Raw genomic sequence first — 18,366 nt, 5'->3', positions numbered from 1 at the left:
CCTCAATTAATCTTGACGAGGGCACCTTGTACCGTCGTGATGCCAGCACCTTTCAAGGTGGTCAGAGTCCCGTCGACGGTCGCCTGAACATCACCCTTAACGGTCACCATCAAACCTTTCAGCTCTGCCTGAGCTGCTTCCAGTTTGAGAGAACTTGGGCCAGCTGTTAAAGTGATCGACATGGGATCCATTTTGATTGAGCTACCGCCGCACGTCAGTTCGATGGCCTGAGTGCCAGACACTTTGACCGAACCGGCTGAAGCATCGACCTTCACATCACCTGTTTGCGAGGTGACGCCGATGTCTTTCATTGCTTCAACTGTCTGTGCGCCTTGCTTCATGGAGATCGACTGATCGCCACTCTCAACCGTGATGGTGTGATTGCCGGATTTGACGGATAGGGCGTCGTCTTTTTCGACCGTGGTTGTTCGGCCACCGGTCTTGATGGTGTAGGTCTCGTCACCTTGATCAACGGTCAAGCTACGGTTGTTGTAAACCTCGATGGTCTGATCACCATCCTCCTGCTTGTCGAACCCGATCTTGACCGTCTCGTTGTTCTTGACGGTTCGCTCGTAGTCCTTCTCGGCAGTAAGCTGCACGAGTTCCTCGTCCTTCTTGTCTTCAAACAGGAACTCGTTATTGCCGCCACCTTCTTTAGAGGTTTCACTCTTGATCGTGGACTTGGTCGCTTCGCTGGGAAGGTCATAGGGAACAGTTTGCTCGCCATTGTAGACGCTACCGACAACAATAGGCCGATCGGGATTTCCATCCAGGAAGTCGATAAGCACTTCCTGCCCAACACGTGGAATGTGTAATCCACCCCAGCTCTTACCGGCCCACATTTGAGCGACGCGTACCCAGCAGGATGACTTGTCGTCTTTCTGTCCGTCGCGGTCCCAGTGGAATTGCACCTTGATCCGGCCATACTCATCGGTCCAGATCTCTTCACCATCGGCGCCTGTAACAACAGCAGACTGCAGGCCGCTCATGTTCGGCCAGGGCGTCGTTGAGGCTCTTCGGTATTGTACACTGGAGTCGATCGCTTCAATCTCGTAGGTGATCGCGTCGTAGAACTCTTGTTCCTCATCGCGTGCAACCTCAATGGAGATCTCGCAGACCGCTTTGGTGATCAGGTATTCTTTTTCCTGACTTGGATCATCAGGGAACTGGTCCAGCTTGAAGAGATAGCCGGGACGCATACCTCGCACGTTGCCGCGCGCATAAACCTTGGCGTAGGCGGCTGACGCTTCTTCCACGCGGATTTTCGCCCGCTTTTCACCAGCGCTGACTTCTTCATAAATGCCGGGATACATGTAGCGTGTGCGACCAGAAAGCTGATGTGATTTCTTATCACTCGCGTTGGCTTTCAAGTCACTAGTTGGCTTGGTGAAGTCATAATCGTTGATCTCGACTTCATCCGTCTGAATCTCTTCATTATGCCGCCAATCCCAAAGGTGGTCTGCTGCACGGCGGAAGTGATCTTCCTCTGAGTAGAATGGAAGACTGGACTCTCCCTTGATGTTCTCGTGAGCACTATAAGCATCCGCAAGAACCATGGTGTGCTGGCCGTCCTCATGTTCGAAGTAGTAGTAGATACCTTCCTGTTCCATGAGGCGGCAGACAAAATTGAAATCACTCTCCTGAAACTGCACGCAGTAGGGGCGAGGATCGTAACTGTCGCTCAGTTTGTTCTTGAAGTCCGTAAACCCAGCCTCCTGGAACACTTCCTTCAAGATATCAGGTGTCGATTTTTCCTGAAAAATTCGGCAGTTGCTGGTCAGTGTCAAAAACCACAGCCAGGGACGCACGATGAGACGATACGTCGAGTATCCGTGATCCTGACCCGTATAGATCGCTTTGGTCACAAATCCGTTCAGATACTGATCTGAAGACAAACTGGTGCCAGAGACCTTTTTCATCTCCAAAGTGAGGGACTGCCCGAGCATTTTGTCGAGGGGCAGGTCGTGCTCAAATGATCGGCAATCGACGACCATTTCATAAAGCTCACTCATTTCGCTGGTCATTTTCATCTTCCAAAGGTGGAAGCTGTCATCTCCGCCATCGAAATTGATAGTGAACAGCCGGTTCTCAGTTACTTTGCTTGCACACATTCCAGGACCTGCCTATCTCAAAAACGGGTTACAGTCGGGTCTCAGGCGTTGAAGCTGTCTGAGGTCAGTTTGCGATTGTCGCGTTCCATCCGTTCAACGATGCCCGGATTAAGAATCCAGGGCATGGAACCGCCGGAATTCTCCCAGTTCAGCAGAACTTCATCCCAGGTTTTGACGGACTTGATCAGCACGGGGAAACCCAAAGGCTCTTTGCCAAACAGGATCTGATCCAGATACTGGGCACCGCGCACAAGGTAGTAATTGCCACCGAATTCCATGACGTAAATTTCAGGAAGATTATCTATTTCAACGACTTCAGCCATCTCGAACTCCAATATTTATTGTTATAGGTCGGCAAGCAGCGCTTCGAGCTCTGGGTCCATACCTTCTTCGTCCGCCTCTTCCTCATCATCTGCAGAAAGATCAGCCAACAGGTTGTCCAGCTCAGATGTGTCATGGGCAGGTTCAGGTGGAGCCGCTGCTGCTGCAGGTTTTGGTGCAGGTGTTGGAGCTGCTTCTTCGACATCTTCGTCCTCGTCGTCTGCAGCCGCAGGTTCTGTAACTTGAGGTTCAGGTGTTTCTGTTTCGATCCTGAAGACGGTTTCCGGGGTCTTCTTAGGATCCACGATGGTTTCAACAACCACAGCACCCTTCGTTGCCTGAATGGCAGGGTTATAGCCGTCACCACCAGCAATGCTGACGCGGGCACCAGCATTTGCGCTTGGGGTCTCTGCTGCTTTGGAAACCGCAATCTGATCACACCAACGACCGGAAACAATATCTCCGGCAAGGCCGCTCAGAGAGGCAATCCGGACTTCCGGCTGTCCCTTCATGGAAACAATCGGCATGAACCGTTGTCGCATCAAAGGTTCAACGCTGCGATGACTGATCATACGGTCGGTACAGGGCAGGGCGACTTGATCACCGTACTGGTCATGCACGTAGTGGAACGGCATATCGTTGATCGTCAGGATCGAACCTGGCCGCATGCCGCCGCCATTGGTCTCGTAGTCTTTTGCGAGCACAAGGCCAACCAATGCTGCCGGGTTGCCCCACAACATGGCTTTCAGGCCAATTTTCTCGTCAAACTCTTCAAAGTCGAATGCATCAATCGGATCGGTTTTCGCTCCATAGGGCATCCGAAGCATGAAGCGTGGCAAGCTCAGACCAATGTAATTGCTCTCTGGCATAGCTTTAGACTCTGCCACGTCTTTTCGGTAATCTTAGGAAGCTCATCAAATTTTCTGTTTGCGTTGTTACGATCCAGAGAAGTCAGGAACGGCGCATGAGCATGCGCACAGATCTTGGACATGCGGCCAAGAAGCTCTGCATGCGGTGGTGTCATGTCGAATGTGTAAAGGCCCACAATGGCACTTGGCGTGCCAACTCCTTCATCCTGCAACGCATTTTCGACGAACAGACGATACAGACCTGTTTCTTCCAGCTTGTTGGTCGCGCTCAGGTCACGAGCAAAATCTTCCGCAGAAATGTCGTAGAGCGTGATCTTCAAGGATGTGGAAGTCTCAATCCGGCGTGACAACATATCAATGACGCGCCAGACACTCTCCAGTGCCTGAAAATCTGCATTTTGCAGGATCTTGCGAAGCGTTGTCGTCATCACTTCCTCGACGATTTCAAGATAATCGTCGAGCTGCGGATTGTCGGCAGGCTTGATGTAAGGCGAGACCATCTTGCCGATGAGCTCAGAAAGATCGTCCGCTTCTTCATGCTCTTCAACGGGCCGATCAATCAGAGCTGAGAAGTCGCTCAGCTTCTTATCAACGGCAATCACAGAACCCCGTGAATTTCGCTGAGAAACAGGCTTCTCGCCTTTGTTTTCCAGCCATTCGTCAATGGTTGCAGCCGCACCGCTGAAGGTGCCTGGGTTCTTTAGTGAAGATCGCAGTGCTTTCAGTTCATCAAAGATTTCAAATTCTTCGACGATCTCATCGGGATGGAAGTCTTCGATACAGCGTGGCTCAAACCGGATAACCTTGTCATCACCGGCAAGGTCCAGCTCAATGTTGATCTTGAAACGGGCAGGGAGATCTTCAGCCGTGTCGACATCAACATTATGGCCTTTAAGCACGGCAAGCTCATCTGCCGTGTAAAGCGCCATCCGATTGGCACGGCCTGAGAAATCGCCGATGACCGCCAGATGGAAGGGGCTCTCTAAGGTAATGTCCAGCTTCGGCGCTTCACAGTCGATCTCGCCGAAATCTGGTTCAAACACGCTGGCAGAAGCACTCTCGGCACTTCCACCTTCGGCTGGGGCGTCACTTTCCTCGATGATGTCGTTAAGCAGCGAGTCAAGGTCATCGTCTTTTTCAGCGTCACTCATCACGATCTCTCTTGTTATTTTCTACTTGTTCTTCAAGACGTTCGAGGGTTTTGATCACTTGCAGCTGAGCAGCTTCCAGCTGGTGAGCAATCGCGCGGTTTTCTGCGGAAACGAGGAGGCGAAGACGTTCAACATCTTCACTGTGTTCTTCCTGATAGATGCCCTGCATGGAGCTGACGATCAGACCGATGAAAAGGTTGAGCACTGCAAAGGCTGTCAGGAAGATGAAGGGGATGAACAGGGCCCAGGCATATGGTAGATCTTCATCACCGGTCGCACGATCCCCATTGACCAGCTCTCCAGCGTCATGATCTGGAAGAGCGAGTAGAGGGACCGGCCAATATCGCCAAACCAATCCGGGAAACTTGCCCCAAACAAGCCCGTCGCCATCACGGCAAACACGTAATAAATCAGTGCCAATACGATCATCACGGAGAACATGCCGGGCAGAGCGTCAAGCAGCGCCTGCATCACCTGCCGGTACTGAGGCAGGAAGGAAAGCACGCGCATGGCCCGCATGACACGAAGGGCACGCAATACGCTCAGGTAGCCGGATTGTGGTAGGAGCGAGAAACTGACAACCGAAATGTCGAAGATGTTCCACCAGCTTTTGAAGAAGCGAACGCCAAAAGCCATGATCTTCAGGACAAACTCCAGAATGAAGAGCCCGATGATCACGTCATCGAAGATCACCTGACCATCACCAGTGATCCGGCGCACGGAGGGGGATGTTGCCAAGCCAAGACTGATGGCATTGACAATAATCAGGAAGAGAAAAGTGTACTGAAATGCATCAGAACGAACAATACGGCGCAGAGTGAGGCGCCACGCAGGAATGCGCGTCGACCGTCTCCTTGCCGATTGCTTGACTTTCTGCATCGTTGGACTCCTCGTCACTTGGAAAAGTAGTTCCGACGTGTTTTGTTTCAGTTAGTTTCTGTGGTAAAAAAACTGATAAGCCTATGTTCCTATTTTTCTTTTAGGTTTATTAGGTTCGTCAGGTCAGGCTCTTACTTCTTCTTATGCTTATCCTTTTTCGCCACAGGTGATTTCTTGAACTTGTAGTCAAAGGCATCGCCATCTGTATGCACTTTGAGTTCTGTGATCTTCTTGTCTTCACTCATGTTCTTGAGGAACTCAGTGCTGATATCAGGCAGCAGAGTGTTGGTTAGGATCGCATCGATCATGCGTCCACCACTCTCGATTTCGGCACATCTGCTCTCAATCAGTTTCACAACGGAGTCATCCCAGGTGAACTTCACATTGTGGTTCTCAAGAATACGATCACCAATGCGGCCAAGCTGCAGGTTGATGATCTTATGAATGACCGGCGAGCTCAGTGGGTAGTAAGGCACTGTCACAAGACGACCGAGCAGGGCGGCTGGGAAAGCCTTCAGAAGCGGTGGTCTCAAAGCCTTGGCAATGCCATCTGGATCCGGCACCAGATCTTCGTCAGCGCACATGTCCAGGATGAGATCACTACCGACGTTCGCGGTGAGAAGGATCAGAGTGTTCTTGAAATTGATCTTCCGGCCTTCACCATCTTCCATCATGCCTTTGTCAAAGACCTGGAAGAACAGCTCATGCACGTCTGGGTGGGCCTTCTCAACCTCATCAAGCAGCACGATGCTATAGGGCCTGCGGCGCACGGCCTCTGTCAGAACACCACCTTCACCGTAACCTACATACCCGGGAGGTGAGCCCTTCAGGGTTGAAACAGTATGGCTCTCCTGAAATTCACTCATGTTGATTGTAATGAGGTTCTGTTCACCGCCATAAAGCGTCTCGGCAAGGGCCAGAGCGGTTTCGGTCTTACCGACACCACTTGGTCCCACAAGCAGGAAAACACCGATTGGGCGGCTTGGATTATCCAGATTGGCGCGCGAAGTCTTCACACGGCGCGCGATCACTTCCATCGCATGATCCTGACCAATAATCCGCTTGCGCAGAATATCGCTCAGATGAAGGACGGTGTTGATTTCATTAGAAACCATTCGGCCTGTTGGAATGCCAGTCCAGTCCGAAACAATGGTAGCAACCGCCTGCGCGTCGACTTCAGGCAAAATGAGCGGATGTTCACCTTGAAGCTCTGTCAGCTCTTCCAGCTTCTCGTCGAGTTCTTTCTTAACTGGCGCTGTATCGGCATTCTCATCGCCATTGGTTTGGCGGAACACTTCACGCAGTTTCAGAATGTCTCCAACGAGCGTTTGCTCTTTGATCCACTCTGCTTCCAGCCCTTCGCGCTCTTTCTCAAGTTCCGTCAGTTTCTTTTTAACGTCAGAGAGTTTCTCTCCCACATCAAAACCGGATTGAGACTCGCGTTCCAGAATATCTCGCTCTGTCTCCACCATCACTTGCCGCTTCCGGCAATCATCTACCGCTGCCGGTGTAGCGTGTTGGGAGAGGGCAACGCGGGCACAGGCCGTATCAATCAAACTGATTGCTTTGTCGGGCAACTGCCGAGCCGGAATAAAGCGCATGGAAAGATGAACTGCAGCTTCCAATGCTTCATCAAGGATTTGCACCTGATGGTGCTTTTCAAGCATGGCTGCCACACCGCGCATAATGGCAACAGCTTTATCCGGATCTGGCTCTTCAACCAGAATGTTCTGGAACCGCCGGGCAAGAGCAGGGTCTTTCTCAATATGCTTCTTGTACTCTGACCATGTGGTGGCCGCGATCGTCCGCAACTCTCCACGTGCCAGAGCTGGTTTAAGCAGGTTCGCGGCATCACCGGTACCAGCGGCGCCACCAGCACCAATCAGTGTATGGGCTTCGTCGATGAACAGAATAATCGGCTGTACAGAGGAGCGAACCGCATCCAAAATCTTGCGCAGACGATCTTCAAACTCGCCTTTAACTCCAGCACCGGCCTGCAGCAGACCTACATCCAGCAGCAGAACCCGTACGTCTTTGATGGACGGTGGCACATCACCTTCAGCAATGCGGATCGCCAGGCCTTCAACAACAGCGGTCTTACCAACACCGGCTTCACCAGTCAGGATAGGGTTGTTTTGGCGGCGGCGCATCAGCGTATCAATGATCTGTCGGATTTCTTCTTCGCGGCCAATAACAGGATCCAGCTGGCCTTCTTTTGCTTTGGCAGTTACATCCGTGCAGTAAGCATCAAGGGCTTCATCAGCCGTTTTTAATCCAGGGGCGGCAGCATGTTGCTCACCTGCATCCAGCTGCGTTCCATCCTTGGCTTTGCCTTCTTCAGGAGAGCCTTCTGTAATCTTCTTGTAGCGGGCCGCAGTATCGTCTGCGGAAATGTTCTCGAACAATCGTGAGATGCCAAAGAGCGTGTTGCGCAGACCGGGGGTCTTGAGAATGCCGATCAGGAGATAGCCACTGCGGATGGCGTTGTCGCCAAACATAAGTGTGGCATAAACCCAGCCACGTTCAACCGCTTCCTCCACGTGTTGGGATAGGTCGCTAACGGAACTTGCACCGCGCGGGAGTTTGTCTAAAGCTTTGGTGAGATCCGACGCAAGCCGTGCCTCATCGATACCCGCATCGCGAATGATACGGTGTAAATCTGAATCCTGCGCACTCAGCAGCTGCTGGAACCAATGTTCCAACTCCACATAAGGATTGCCGCGCATCTTACAAAAAGTCGTAGCGCTGTCGATTGCCTGATAACAGGTCGGATTTAATTTACCGAAGAGGGACGCTCGTTTGATATCACTCATGGGAACTCCTAGGCAGCCTTCGCACTACCGTTGCTATGAACAGACGCTTTTTTTGATTTTTCAGTAACTTGACGGGGGCGCAAATTGAGATCTCGAACCGGGCCGCCCTGTTTCTTGGGCGAGAGCCACGTGGTCCAACCAAGTTTTCCGTATTGTCCCAGACGAGTTGTAGGCACCTGGTTGCGTTTCAGCACCAAAGCCACATCCCATTCCAGCTCATCACCACAATAAGCACGAACAGCAGAAAGCAGCCGCGGCATGGAAATGCCATCAGGCAATAAACCCTCATAATCGCGCAGAGAAAGCGGTCCAAATGCAACGCGGAACTTGGTGTCGCTGGACCAGACACGACCACCCAAAGCTGCACCAACTCCAAGAAGGCCAGCGTTGCGGAAACCATTGAGCGCAGTCACCTGCTTTTTGGGCAGATAAAGCCACTCACCAATAAACTCTTCAAGCTCAACGGGGAGGTTGAAGTAACAGCTGAGGATGGCCAGCAAGCCATCTGCTCCGCGTGTTTGCAGCGCTAGCCGACCCGCAAAATGGTACTTCACCACGTCTGGTAGATCATCTCTGTGCCGGAACTCTGTCGGCCCAAAGCCAGCCAATGCACCGGTATAGATTGAATACCGATCCTGCTCAGGTCGATCAAAGCTGAAAGCAGGTTCACCGGTGATCGCAGCCCGATAAAACAGGCTGAGAATACGATGATGGAATACATCCGCGAACGCCCGCATGGTCGTATCGCGGTGCTGATGCTCTCGCTTAAACGCATATTCGGTCAGATGCAGGGGCATCGGTCCATTAGGACCAAAGAGACCGAGGAAACGGCTGGTCATTCGACTTGGATTAGTGCCAACACCCTGCTTGAAAGCTGTGATCGTCGAAGCTTCAAACTGCAAATGTGGCTCATGAGAGAACCGGACAGGATCATCCTGACATCGGCGGGATGTTCCGATGCGAGGTTTATTGGGATTGGCACATTCAATAAGCCGGACCAGAGGCAAAAACTCGTAGTCGAGAAAGTCTTTCTCAGCCGAACGCAAACGCCCCCTCCAGCGTGCTTCTTGTGTTGGAGGCTGCTGTGTAACCGCAGGGACCTTGTTTGCACCATTGGAAGGTGTCGGTTTCGGCGGTGGACCAATAGAGGGAGGAGGTGTCTGGGAACCGGTCATAGCCTATGACGCCTCCCAATCTGACATGGCCAACGCATCACTTCACCACGAATGCTCGATCTCACCACGGTTTCCGTGAAGCTGTTAATCGATACGTAACGCGCGAAGAACTCGTTGAGCACTGCTCCCAAGAGAAATACACCCGTGCCTTCAAATGCGGCTTCATCGAGCGTTATGTTGAGCTCCAGACCACGGGCAACCGAAGAGAGGCCACGCCCAGGAAGACGACGCACTGCTCGGGTAGATTTGATAGATCGAACACCATCTATCTGCTGCGTCGTAGAGGTATCTCCCAGCGGCGCATAAAGATGCAGAATGGATCGCAGGGCCTGCGCGCCATCGGTATCGTTGTTATCCGCTATACTGAGATAGTTCAGTGACAAATGGTTGATGAACCGCCATGCAGTTTCGCCAAAGATGTTGGAGGGGCGAGGGCGGCTTGGTCCGTCAATACACTTCACCGCGTTGACTGGACCACCTTCTGGAAGCGAAAAGTCTGATTTGCCCGCGCCAATAGGCATCATTAATGGCAAGTCTCGGTTTGTACAAAGTGCGCGAATGCCCAGCTGATTGAGTGATAGATTATAGGGAGCATCTTTCGCATCCACGAGGCTGATGAAGATCTCGGTGCCCAGATAGTTACTGCGACCACCCGTAATCTTCCGCTTTGCCGTCGCTAAGCGTTGTTTCCGATGAACTGTATAGTAAGCACTCTCACTGCGAATATCCTGAGAACTTGAGAGGCTGTAAAACGGTTTGAAGATCTGCGGCGCATCACCCTGAGAGCTGTAGCCTTCCACTTCCTCCAACTGATAGATCTCATAGTCCAGCGGCTTGGAACGATCCGGCACCACATGGTGATCACTGCGCCTGTCATTGATGTGCAAGCGATCCAGTCGCGTGGAGAACAGATTGATGGCTGGCGTACAAAACAACGCAATATTCGCGCGATCAACGGCGCGCTCCAGATCCCTGTCAACCCGATTGAAAAGCAGGAAAATATCCATCTCATCGGTTTCACATTGGCGAACAGCTGGTTGCAGATTTGTCAGTTCAGCAAACAGGAACCTATGTGGGAAAGCAAAGTACTCCTGCAGCAAACGATACCCGCTGAAGGATTGAGGGCCGTAGGGGAGCAGAGCATCTTCATCTCCATAACCGCGTGTGTTCACGATTTCAGAGGGGAGATTGATTTCCCATGGTGTCGGCAGGCTTGTCGGACGAATGGCAACGCCCGCACAGTTACCGATAATTTGCTCGTAGAGCTTCACCGGCTGAGAGCCGCCACCTCGCAAATAGAGGGGGAGCTCATCCAGCGCCAATTCGTTGAAGGGGATATTGCCAACGGTCTTCAGCCGAATGCGAAGCCCAGCCTTAGCTCCGTTGCGTACCTCAACTTTCTGTGCGGCCAGCTCACTCGGGCTTGCAAGATAGTCGACAGCTTCTACGCTGACAGGCCATAAGGTTGTGTCGTGAGCCGTCTTGTAGGTACAAGGCGTTGCTCCGCGTGCACTTTTCCGGCTACGTAGTTGAGTTCCACGAGGAACCAGATAGCCTTCCTTCAGTGAGCCCTGTGTCATATCTGGCTCAAGGCTGGCAATCAGCATGGATGGCACGGGCGCCAGAAAATGCGGATACACCATCTCCAGAAGATGCTGCGTGAACTGAGGGAACTGGGCATCTAGCTTATACTGAACACGCGCGGTCAGAAACGCAAAGCCCTCTAGTAACCGCTCCACATAAGGGTCTGCACAGTCAAAGCCACTCAACCCGAGGCGGCCTGCAACCTTGGGATATGCCTCTGCAAATTCTGAGGCACTTTCGCGTATGTGCTGTAATTCTCTGTTGTAATAAGGAAGCAGCCAAGGCTTCATGTCAGGAACCTCGCTGGCGCGGTTTAGCTATCTGCACTGCATGCACATCAAGATCGAACTCAGTGCGCAGATACAAAGCTTGTGGCAAAGGTTGAGACCACAGCTGCCCTTCAATCTGAAAATCCAGACGGTTGGAGCGACGTGGCTTGTTTGGTTCGACGATCGAAACCAGCAGACTTTCTTCGATGACGCGAGGCTCGAAGTTGACAATGGCTTCGTGCAGGATATCTTCAATTTCCTCGGCGCTTTTGGTTGTCATTGCTCCAAGGTCTGGAATTCCAAAGTTTAAGACGGAGGACTGGACTTCAGGGTAAGGTGTTAGATCGATGTCAGAGCCAAGCCGTGTTGTGTTAAAAAGCCACTCCAAATCACGCTGAATGGAATACCGAAGATTAACCGAGCTGGTGACGCGGGCTTCACGGGGCTCTACCTGCTGAAACGGGTTGTCATCTGTTAGACGGTCCAGCAAAGACGGGACCAACCGATCAGCAAGTGGCCGTTCAGCCATGGCCGCCCTCCGTTGAAGTAGTAGTATCGCCGCTACCCACGACAGGACCAATGTCCTTGTGAACGTCTACTTGAGTGTCGAAGTTGATTGAACGGACCTCAAGAAGGGGGATTTCGGATGTCTCATGTGCAAACATACGCTGCCCAATTGGCCTATCTCCGTCCCAGGAGGTCAGACGAGAAAGTTTCAGATTGGCATCATCGGAATGCACGGTTTCAACGTAACGTGTTGGAATGAAACCATTTGCAGGTCCGCCGTTGACCCATAAGAGATTGACTGGTGTCCAGCACATATCTCTCAGGTCGCGTGGCTCAGGAATTCGGATGGATTTGATGGCTGAGTAGGGAACCCAATAATAGGCATTGCTCATCATGAGTTCGAGAACTGGGCCTAATCGGGGATCGGCGTCAGCGAGCCATTCAAACTTTTCGCCGTTGATGGTCCCTGAGATTGCTTCTGCTTCCTCAAAAGCCTGATCACGAAGCTCTACGGCGGCTTGTTCGTTCTTTTCAACGTCGAACTTCAGCGCTTGGATAAGAAAGGAAAGCCACTCTTTGGGTTCGCCAAACAGAAGAGGGGTCTTTACACCTGCAAAGACTTCCTCACGCAGTTGCTCCATATCAAGCAAGCGAGAATATGTCTCCACCATGGGAATGGCGCCATCATCAAACTGTCGAATGATTGGAAGTTGCTTCTTGGCTTTCAACCAGTCTCCATTCACACAATAGAGCTGGAAGAGGAGGATACGCTCTTTGACGTCCTCAGGATTTTTTCGCACTTGCTCCTGAGTGATTTCGAGTGCTTCTTTCAGGTTACCTGTGGCTAGATGTTCCTTCGCAGGCATACGGGATCACTCCGGACTAGGGCGCATTGAAAGTTTGCCGGGGGAACCCCGGCAAACACACAAGGGGGGAAGAAAAATACTCGGTTTATTTGACGACCAAATCGCGAGTATTCTTGATGCGGCTCCACTTTTCGGTAAGTGTTTTGCCCATCGCACCAGTGGTATCCATCATGGTGTAATCAATCTGAACTGCACCATATTCCATCTGGATGGATTCTTTACATTCTTCGTCGTTGCCTTCCCAGCTGATTTCTTTGATAGCAACCAGCTTCATGGTGAAGGTGAGGAAGATCACACCCGCTTTACCAGATGCACCACCTGAGCGACGTAGTAAGAGCGTCACTGTTTCGTAAATACCGCCGTTACAACAAGCAAGGAAGAGGCCTGGTGAACCACGGTCACTCTTCTTTTCAATCTGGAACTCTTTAAACTTCACGCGGCCGGCACCAGAACCGCCACGCATGGAACCGATGTCCATGGTGTTTTCAGCACCCATGCTGAAAGTCGCGATTTCGAAGGCTTTTTTCGCTGCCATTTCATCATCTTGTGTTTCGCCTTCAATGGCGATAGCACCGGCACCGGGCCCCTCGAAGATTACATATGCATCAATTGCCATGACGCTTGCTCCACTTTAGGTTTCTTTTTTGTTGTGGCACTAAACGGCTTGCCGCATGAGGCGTAGTGCCGATGAACAGCGTTTTGGATGGGTACTTTGAAAAACGCTGTCGTCCTTCTCGTCAGCCTAGGACTTAGCCTCCCTTGGCTGACGGAAGTTTTGAAACCAGTCGTAAGGACACAGTCAGTCCTTCCAGCTGGTAATGCGGACGCAGGAAGAACTTCGCGCTGTAGTAGCCTGGGTTTGAATCGTCTGCTTCAACGACTACTTCAGCCGAGGCCAAGGGTTTTTCTGCCTTGGTCTGTTCACTGGAACCAGCAGGATCGCCATCTACGTAACGCATGATCCAATCCTGAAGCCAGTTCTGCAAATCCTGACGTTCTTTGAACGAGCCAATCTTGTCCCGAACAATACATTTTAGATAGTGAGCGAACCGACAACTTGCAAATAAGTAAGGTAACCTAGCTGCAAGGTTGGCGTTTGCTGTCGCATCCGGATCTGTATACTCTGCAGGTTTCTGCAAAGACTGTGCTCCAATAAAGGCAGCCAGATCCGAATTCTTGCGGTGTAACAATGGCATCATGCCATTCTTTGCAAGCTCAGCTTCGCGCCGGTCGGTGATCGCAATCTCGGTCGGACACTTCATGTCCACGCCGCCATCATCCGTTGGGAAGGTGTGTGCAGGCAGTCCTTCAACGGCACCACCAGATTCTACGCCGCGGATACGGGAACACCAGCCATACATCTTGAAGGATCGGGTGATGTTAGTCGCCATCGCAAACGCTGAGTTGGACCAGACGTATTTCTTTGAATCGGCACCTGATGTGTCTTCTTCAAAGTCGAACTCTTCCACCGGTTCCGTATTTGGGCCATAAGGCAAACGAGCCAGGAAGCGCGGCATAGCAAGGCCAATATAGCGAGAGTCTTCTGCTTCACGCAGGGACCGCCATGCTGCATATTCTGGTGTTTGGAAGATTTTGGTGAGATCGCGAGGGTTGGATAGTTCTTGCCAGGATTCCATCTGGAAGAGAGTAGGGCTAGCACCCGCAATGAAGGGCGCGTGTGCCGCAGCTGCAATCTCTGCCATCTCGTTGAGAAGAGCCACATCTGGTGGGGTATGATCGAAATAGTAATCGCCGATCAGCACACCATAAGGTTCGCCACCAAACTGGCCATATTCTTCTTCATAGATCTTTTTGAAGACCGGGCTCTGATCCCAAGCAGTACCCTTATACTTCTTCAGGGTTTTGCTGAGGTCTTTCTTGGAGATGTTCATTACCCGGATCTTCAGCATCTCGTCAGTTTCAGTGTTGTTGACGAGATAATGCAGACCGCGCCACGTACCTTCCAGGCTCTGGAAATCTTCGTGGTGAAGGATCTGCTGCATCTGCTCAGAGAGTTTCTTGTCTATCTCAGCAACGATTGCCTCAATCGACTTAAGCGTATCATCCGAAATCAGGGTCGTGTTTGCCAAAGCCTGTTCGGCCAGTGTTGCCACTGCACCTTCTACGGCTTCTTTTGCACTGTCTGATTTTGGCTTGAATTCTTGTTTGAGAAGAGATTCAAAGTTATTGGGATCAATAGCTTCAACCTGCGCCTCTTCGGCTTCGACTTCCGGTTGTTTTTCAGCTTCAGCCATTATTCTCGTCCTTCTCTTCAGCAGCAGCATCACCTTCCTTCGGTGCGGCAGCTAGTGTTTGCAAAAGGGCAGGATCATTCAAAACCTTGCCGATCAATTCCTCGGCGCCGGACTTGCCGTCCATATAGGTCATCAGGTTTGCGAGCTGGGTGCGGGCTTCGAGCAGGGTACGCAAGGCATCAACTTGCGGGCAACCGCTGCAGGCGAAAAATCGTCCATGCTCTCGAATGTTAGATCAACGCTGAGGTTGCCTTCACCTGTAAGTGTGTTGGGAACACGGAACGCAACACGCGGCTTCATAGATTTCATGCGTTCATCAAAATTGTCGACGTCAATTTCGAGAGCTTTTCGATCTCCTACAGGAGGAAGCGGATCCTCTGGCTTGCCTGAGAGGTCAGCCATAACGCCAGCCACAAATGGAAGCTGGATTGTTTTTTCCGCGCCATACAGTTCAACATCGTATTCAATCTGAACTCGAGGGGCTCTGTTCCTCGCTATAAATTTCTGACTACTTTGTTTTGCCATGTGATCGTGTTCCCGGTACTTTTGTTCTTATTCGGACCTGGGTTAGTCGATTGAACCGTGTTCGTCATCGTCTCGGGGCGTGACCCTCGGATATTCAAAACTTGTGCCTCCCCATCAGGAGCGAGGTCCTTGATGATGGAATAGAAGTCGAGATCAACGAGACGTCGGGCCCGACCCAGTAGAAGAGGAACCGGACTTGAAGGTTCACTACGCTTGTAATACGCACAAACTTCATCAAGAGCCCTTAACACGTCAGTTCGGTTTATAACTGTTCCGGTAAAACTTGCGCTTTTCTTGCCGGAACGGGCTTTAACTGCACCTTCTTCCTCAGAGGAATCCTCTTCCTCTTCTTCGTCTTCCTCCTCTTCCAACTCCAAGGCTGGAGCCAATAAAAACTGGGCCTGCCGCAGTTCGCGAAGCAGATCATCAAGGATCAGGCCACCATGTTGGGCAAAGAAGTCGCGAACGTGCTCGGATGTTTTGATCGCGGTTTCGATTGCATTAACGACCTCTGCAATGTTTTCGCGATCTGTCTCTCTAAGGGCTGCATCGTAAGAGGCGATGTCTGGTCGGTCGCGACCTTCAGGCAGTTCTGCCTCACCGCGGGCGATAGCAATCTCGTTGAGAGACCATGCTCCGAAGATGCGCGACTGCACCAGGGCAGTGTTTCGGAGCAAGGTGAGGGTTGTGCGTCTGTCATTGAGAGCGGACAAGACATTGGCACGCATTATGGGGTCATGCCCCTCTGCTGGATCCAGTTCCGGGTGCAGAGTATCCCAGAATGTGTCCAGCATTTGTGCAATGAATTCCAAGCCTTTGGCGAAACCTGGAAAGCTTCAATTGCAATCAGTGCTTGTGCATGGATTATGGCAACCCGAAGATCATAGGTTCTTGTGAGAAGCTGCGTTGAAAGTCGGAGAGCTTCCTTCCAGTCGGGTTCTTCACCCTTGATAATGGCTTCCCCGATCTGGTGATCTTGGGTGCCACTGGCAGCAGTTTCCATCGTCAGGAAGTCAGGATCGTACTCAAGATCCGGCCCGCAAGGTGCGTTCTCCTCAATAGGTTGAAGGGAAGCCGTTGGATCCATTCGAAATCTATCCCGCTCTGCTACTGCTTAATGGGACTGGAAGTCCTAAAACTACCAAGTATTTGCGCATAATATTGGTAGAGGTTGCCAAAAGAGTGGTTAGCCCACTCCAGATGAAATCATAATATTCCGCAAGGTCATTTCATTGTGTGTACGGCATCGGAGGAACTGGTAATATCGTTATTAACTGGTTGACTTGATGGAGAAAAATAATCCTGCAACCAGAAGGTCTTGAGACATAAGAGGATATCGTGAACGAACCTGCAAAGCGCACATCAACCAGCACTGTCAGGTTTTACAAGTGTCCCACGTCAAATCGCATGTTGGCGGAAAAGAAACTCATCTCAAAAACGGCGCCACAGCAACTTTTAATGCGTGAAGCAAAGGCGTTACAGCACCTTGCCGGCTCGATTGCACCAACGTTTGTTGAGCTAAAAGAAGAGGGGGGTGAAATCAGTCTGATCATGGAGAAGATAGAAGGTGAAACCTTGTCCCATGTGCTGAAGGAAGCATCACTTTCTTCTGACGAGATGGCTAGACTTTGTCGCTGTCTGATTAAGACAATCAATCAGCTTCATAAGAATGGAATTGCGCACCTGGATCTGGCTCCAAACAACATCTTACTCAGCAACCTGAGCGCGTATGGTGTTGTTCTCTTGGATTTTGCCTACTGCGCTTTCGATGAGGAGCTGCCTTTCATGCGCCCACGCAGCAGCTTTGCAGGTCACTTGAACTATGCCGCACCGGAGCAGCTGGGATTAGGGTCCAACATGATCTCTGATAAGGCTGATCTGTATGCTTTGGGGCTGATTATTCGCGAAATCTTCGGATATCAGGACCATATAAAAGACAATTACGATGATGCAATTGAGTTTCGCCGGGGCACCCCTGATCTCAGCAAATTGCCGCCTGACTGGCGGCAAATGGTTACTCAGCTACTGAAATTTGCACCAGATGAACGTGTCAGAATATTAACGCACAGCGACTACAGCACCGGGTCGTCGGTTTAATGTTAAGGGCAGCTGAAAGGGCATAAGCAAGTCCGATTGCAGCCTCTGTTTTGGCAAACAGTCCAGCATTCAACCGAGCGGACGCCCGCAGTGATGCACGTGCGGATGCTCTGACAGAAATGCGGTTGGCATTCCGCAACCAGTCTGCCTGACCGATGTTCAAATCCAGATCACTCAAGTCAACTTTTGCGGTTGGAAGTTTCAGGTTGAGCTGAGGAAGTAATCTAGAGAAGAGGGCCAGTTTTGCGGTGATGCGCGCCCAAGCCTTGACGTTTCCTGAAAAAAGACTTTCACCAAATGCCAATTGAAGAAGACCAATGATGTTCAGTGCTGCGAGAATTTTGAAAGCGGCTTTCAGATCGAACTTGAAACCAAGATTCCAGCGACCAAAATCTGCGAGCATCTTCGCAAGAGCTTTCACATCAGCCTGAGCATGCATATTCAGATTTTGCTTCAGCCCTAGATCAACGAGCCCAAGCAGTGGCAAGTTTATCCGAGCTTTTGGAAGAATGAGGTTCAACCGCCCAAGGTTCAGATTGAACGGGTTCAGTCCCAGTCCTTTGATCTGCAAAATAAGTTGGGCAGCAAGCCCCAGTCTTGCAAGGATGTGTCCGGGCAGCTTTCCAAGCTGTAAAGCAAGCGGGAGTGCGAATTTTGCAGTCGTCTGCGCAAGCTTTTTCAGTTTTATCTTGGCCGCTGGTAGAGTAGCAGATTCAGTAACACGAAGCGCCAGATCAGCTGCGGCAGTCAGGCGGTGATTGATGCTGGCATTCAGAGCCAACAATTGCGCAAGACTGAGGAAGTTGAAAGGGCGAAACCGCATGAAGAGATGAGCGGGAGTAACGCGAAGGGAAGGCCCTTTGATACGGGGGAGCGCTGTTGCTTCGCCTGCTTTCAGAACAAGGGGTAAAAGCAGGTTCAGATTTATATCTGGAATAATGTCT

The 18,366-nt window shown here is 51.3% G+C and carries 15 protein-coding genes and 2 pseudogenes; 1 reads left to right on the top strand and 16 read right to left on the bottom strand.

What is annotated here, in order from left to right; genetic code table 11:
- Positions 1 to 2: 2 nt before the first annotated feature.
- The 15 genes and pseudogenes from JCM12308_RS00640 to tssA form a co-directional block, all read right to left on the bottom strand.
- On the bottom strand, positions 3 to 2,111 hold the full coding sequence (locus tag JCM12308_RS00640) for a type VI secretion system Vgr family protein (protein WP_054782552.1): 2,109 nt from the start codon (positions 2,109 to 2,111) through the stop codon (positions 3 to 5).
- A 41-nt stretch (positions 2,112 to 2,152) separates the two neighbouring features.
- Entirely contained in the window at positions 2,153 to 2,434 is a 282-nt protein-coding gene (locus JCM12308_RS00635) for a hypothetical protein (protein ID WP_008546758.1), read from the bottom strand.
- Positions 2,435 to 2,455: 21 nt separating this feature from the next.
- Complete coding sequence (locus JCM12308_RS32010; RefSeq protein WP_208978138.1) at positions 2,456 to 3,301, bottom strand: type VI secretion system contractile sheath domain-containing protein; 846 nt, start codon at positions 3,299 to 3,301, stop codon at positions 2,456 to 2,458.
- Positions 3,274 to 4,452, bottom strand: a complete 1,179-nt coding sequence (locus JCM12308_RS32005; protein ID WP_208978137.1) for a type VI secretion system contractile sheath domain-containing protein — start codon at positions 4,450 to 4,452, stop codon at positions 3,274 to 3,276. The genes JCM12308_RS32010 and JCM12308_RS32005 overlap by 28 nt, the downstream gene beginning before the upstream one ends.
- Complete coding sequence (locus JCM12308_RS28660; protein ID WP_208978178.1) at positions 4,445 to 4,657, bottom strand: hypothetical protein; 213 nt, start codon at positions 4,655 to 4,657, stop codon at positions 4,445 to 4,447. Before JCM12308_RS28660 ends, JCM12308_RS32005 begins: the two co-directional genes overlap by 8 nt.
- 11 nt (positions 4,658 to 4,668) lie before the next feature.
- Entirely contained in the window at positions 4,669 to 5,331 is a 663-nt protein-coding gene (locus JCM12308_RS00625) for an ion transporter (protein WP_208978136.1), read from the bottom strand.
- Positions 5,332 to 5,462: 131 nt separating this feature from the next.
- Positions 5,463 to 8,144: a type VI secretion system ATPase TssH gene (gene tssH, locus JCM12308_RS00620; protein WP_054782551.1), complete on the bottom strand. Its 2,682-nt coding sequence runs from the start codon at positions 8,142 to 8,144 to the stop codon at positions 5,463 to 5,465.
- 8 nt (positions 8,145 to 8,152) lie between these two features.
- Positions 8,153 to 9,319: a type VI secretion system baseplate subunit TssG gene (tssG, locus tag JCM12308_RS00615; protein WP_054782550.1), complete on the bottom strand. Its 1,167-nt coding sequence runs from the start codon at positions 9,317 to 9,319 to the stop codon at positions 8,153 to 8,155.
- On the bottom strand, positions 9,316 to 11,193 hold the full coding sequence (tssF, locus tag JCM12308_RS00610) for a type VI secretion system baseplate subunit TssF (protein ID WP_054782549.1): 1,878 nt from the start codon (positions 11,191 to 11,193) through the stop codon (positions 9,316 to 9,318). Before tssF ends, tssG begins: the two co-directional genes overlap by 4 nt.
- Before the next feature lies 1 nt (position 11,194).
- Entirely contained in the window at positions 11,195 to 11,701 is a 507-nt protein-coding gene (gene tssE, locus JCM12308_RS00605) for a type VI secretion system baseplate subunit TssE (protein WP_008547231.1), read from the bottom strand.
- Positions 11,694 to 12,545: a type VI secretion system accessory protein TagJ gene (locus JCM12308_RS00600; protein WP_054782548.1), complete on the bottom strand. Its 852-nt coding sequence runs from the start codon at positions 12,543 to 12,545 to the stop codon at positions 11,694 to 11,696. Before JCM12308_RS00600 ends, tssE begins: the two co-directional genes overlap by 8 nt.
- Before the next feature lie 85 nt (positions 12,546 to 12,630).
- Positions 12,631 to 13,161, bottom strand: coding sequence for an Hcp family type VI secretion system effector (locus tag JCM12308_RS00595; protein WP_008546218.1), 531 nt, complete (start codon positions 13,159 to 13,161; stop codon positions 12,631 to 12,633).
- 133 nt (positions 13,162 to 13,294) lie between these two features.
- A complete protein-coding gene (gene tssC / locus JCM12308_RS00590) occupies positions 13,295 to 14,800 on the bottom strand; it encodes a type VI secretion system contractile sheath large subunit (RefSeq protein ID WP_008546363.1) in 1,506 nt (501 codons plus the stop codon).
- Positions 14,793 to 15,325 (bottom strand): annotated as a pseudogene (gene tssB, locus JCM12308_RS00585) (type VI secretion system contractile sheath small subunit). The gene tssC and the pseudogene tssB overlap by 8 nt, the downstream one beginning before the upstream one ends.
- Positions 15,295 to 16,412: pseudogene (gene tssA / locus JCM12308_RS00580) on the bottom strand (type VI secretion system protein TssA). Before tssA ends, tssB begins: the two co-directional pseudogenes overlap by 31 nt.
- Before the next feature lie 251 nt (positions 16,413 to 16,663).
- Here tssA and JCM12308_RS00575 point away from each other — a divergent pair.
- Positions 16,664 to 17,422, top strand: coding sequence for a protein kinase domain-containing protein (locus JCM12308_RS00575; protein WP_128647295.1), 759 nt, complete (start codon positions 16,664 to 16,666; stop codon positions 17,420 to 17,422).
- Here JCM12308_RS00575 and JCM12308_RS00570 read toward each other — a convergent pair.
- A complete protein-coding gene (locus JCM12308_RS00570) occupies positions 17,376 to 18,245 on the bottom strand; it encodes a hypothetical protein (RefSeq protein ID WP_050773832.1) in 870 nt (289 codons plus the stop codon). The two genes, JCM12308_RS00575 and JCM12308_RS00570, sit on opposite strands and share 47 nt — an antisense overlap.
- Positions 18,246 to 18,366: the final 121 nt, after the last annotated feature.

The sequence above is a fragment of the Pseudovibrio denitrificans JCM 12308 genome, from assembly GCF_001310815.1.
Taxonomy (GTDB): Bacteria; Pseudomonadota; Alphaproteobacteria; order Rhizobiales; family Stappiaceae; genus Pseudovibrio; species Pseudovibrio denitrificans.
Note: the sequence above shows the minus strand (reverse complement) of the source record. Positions and strands in the feature narration are given on the sequence as shown.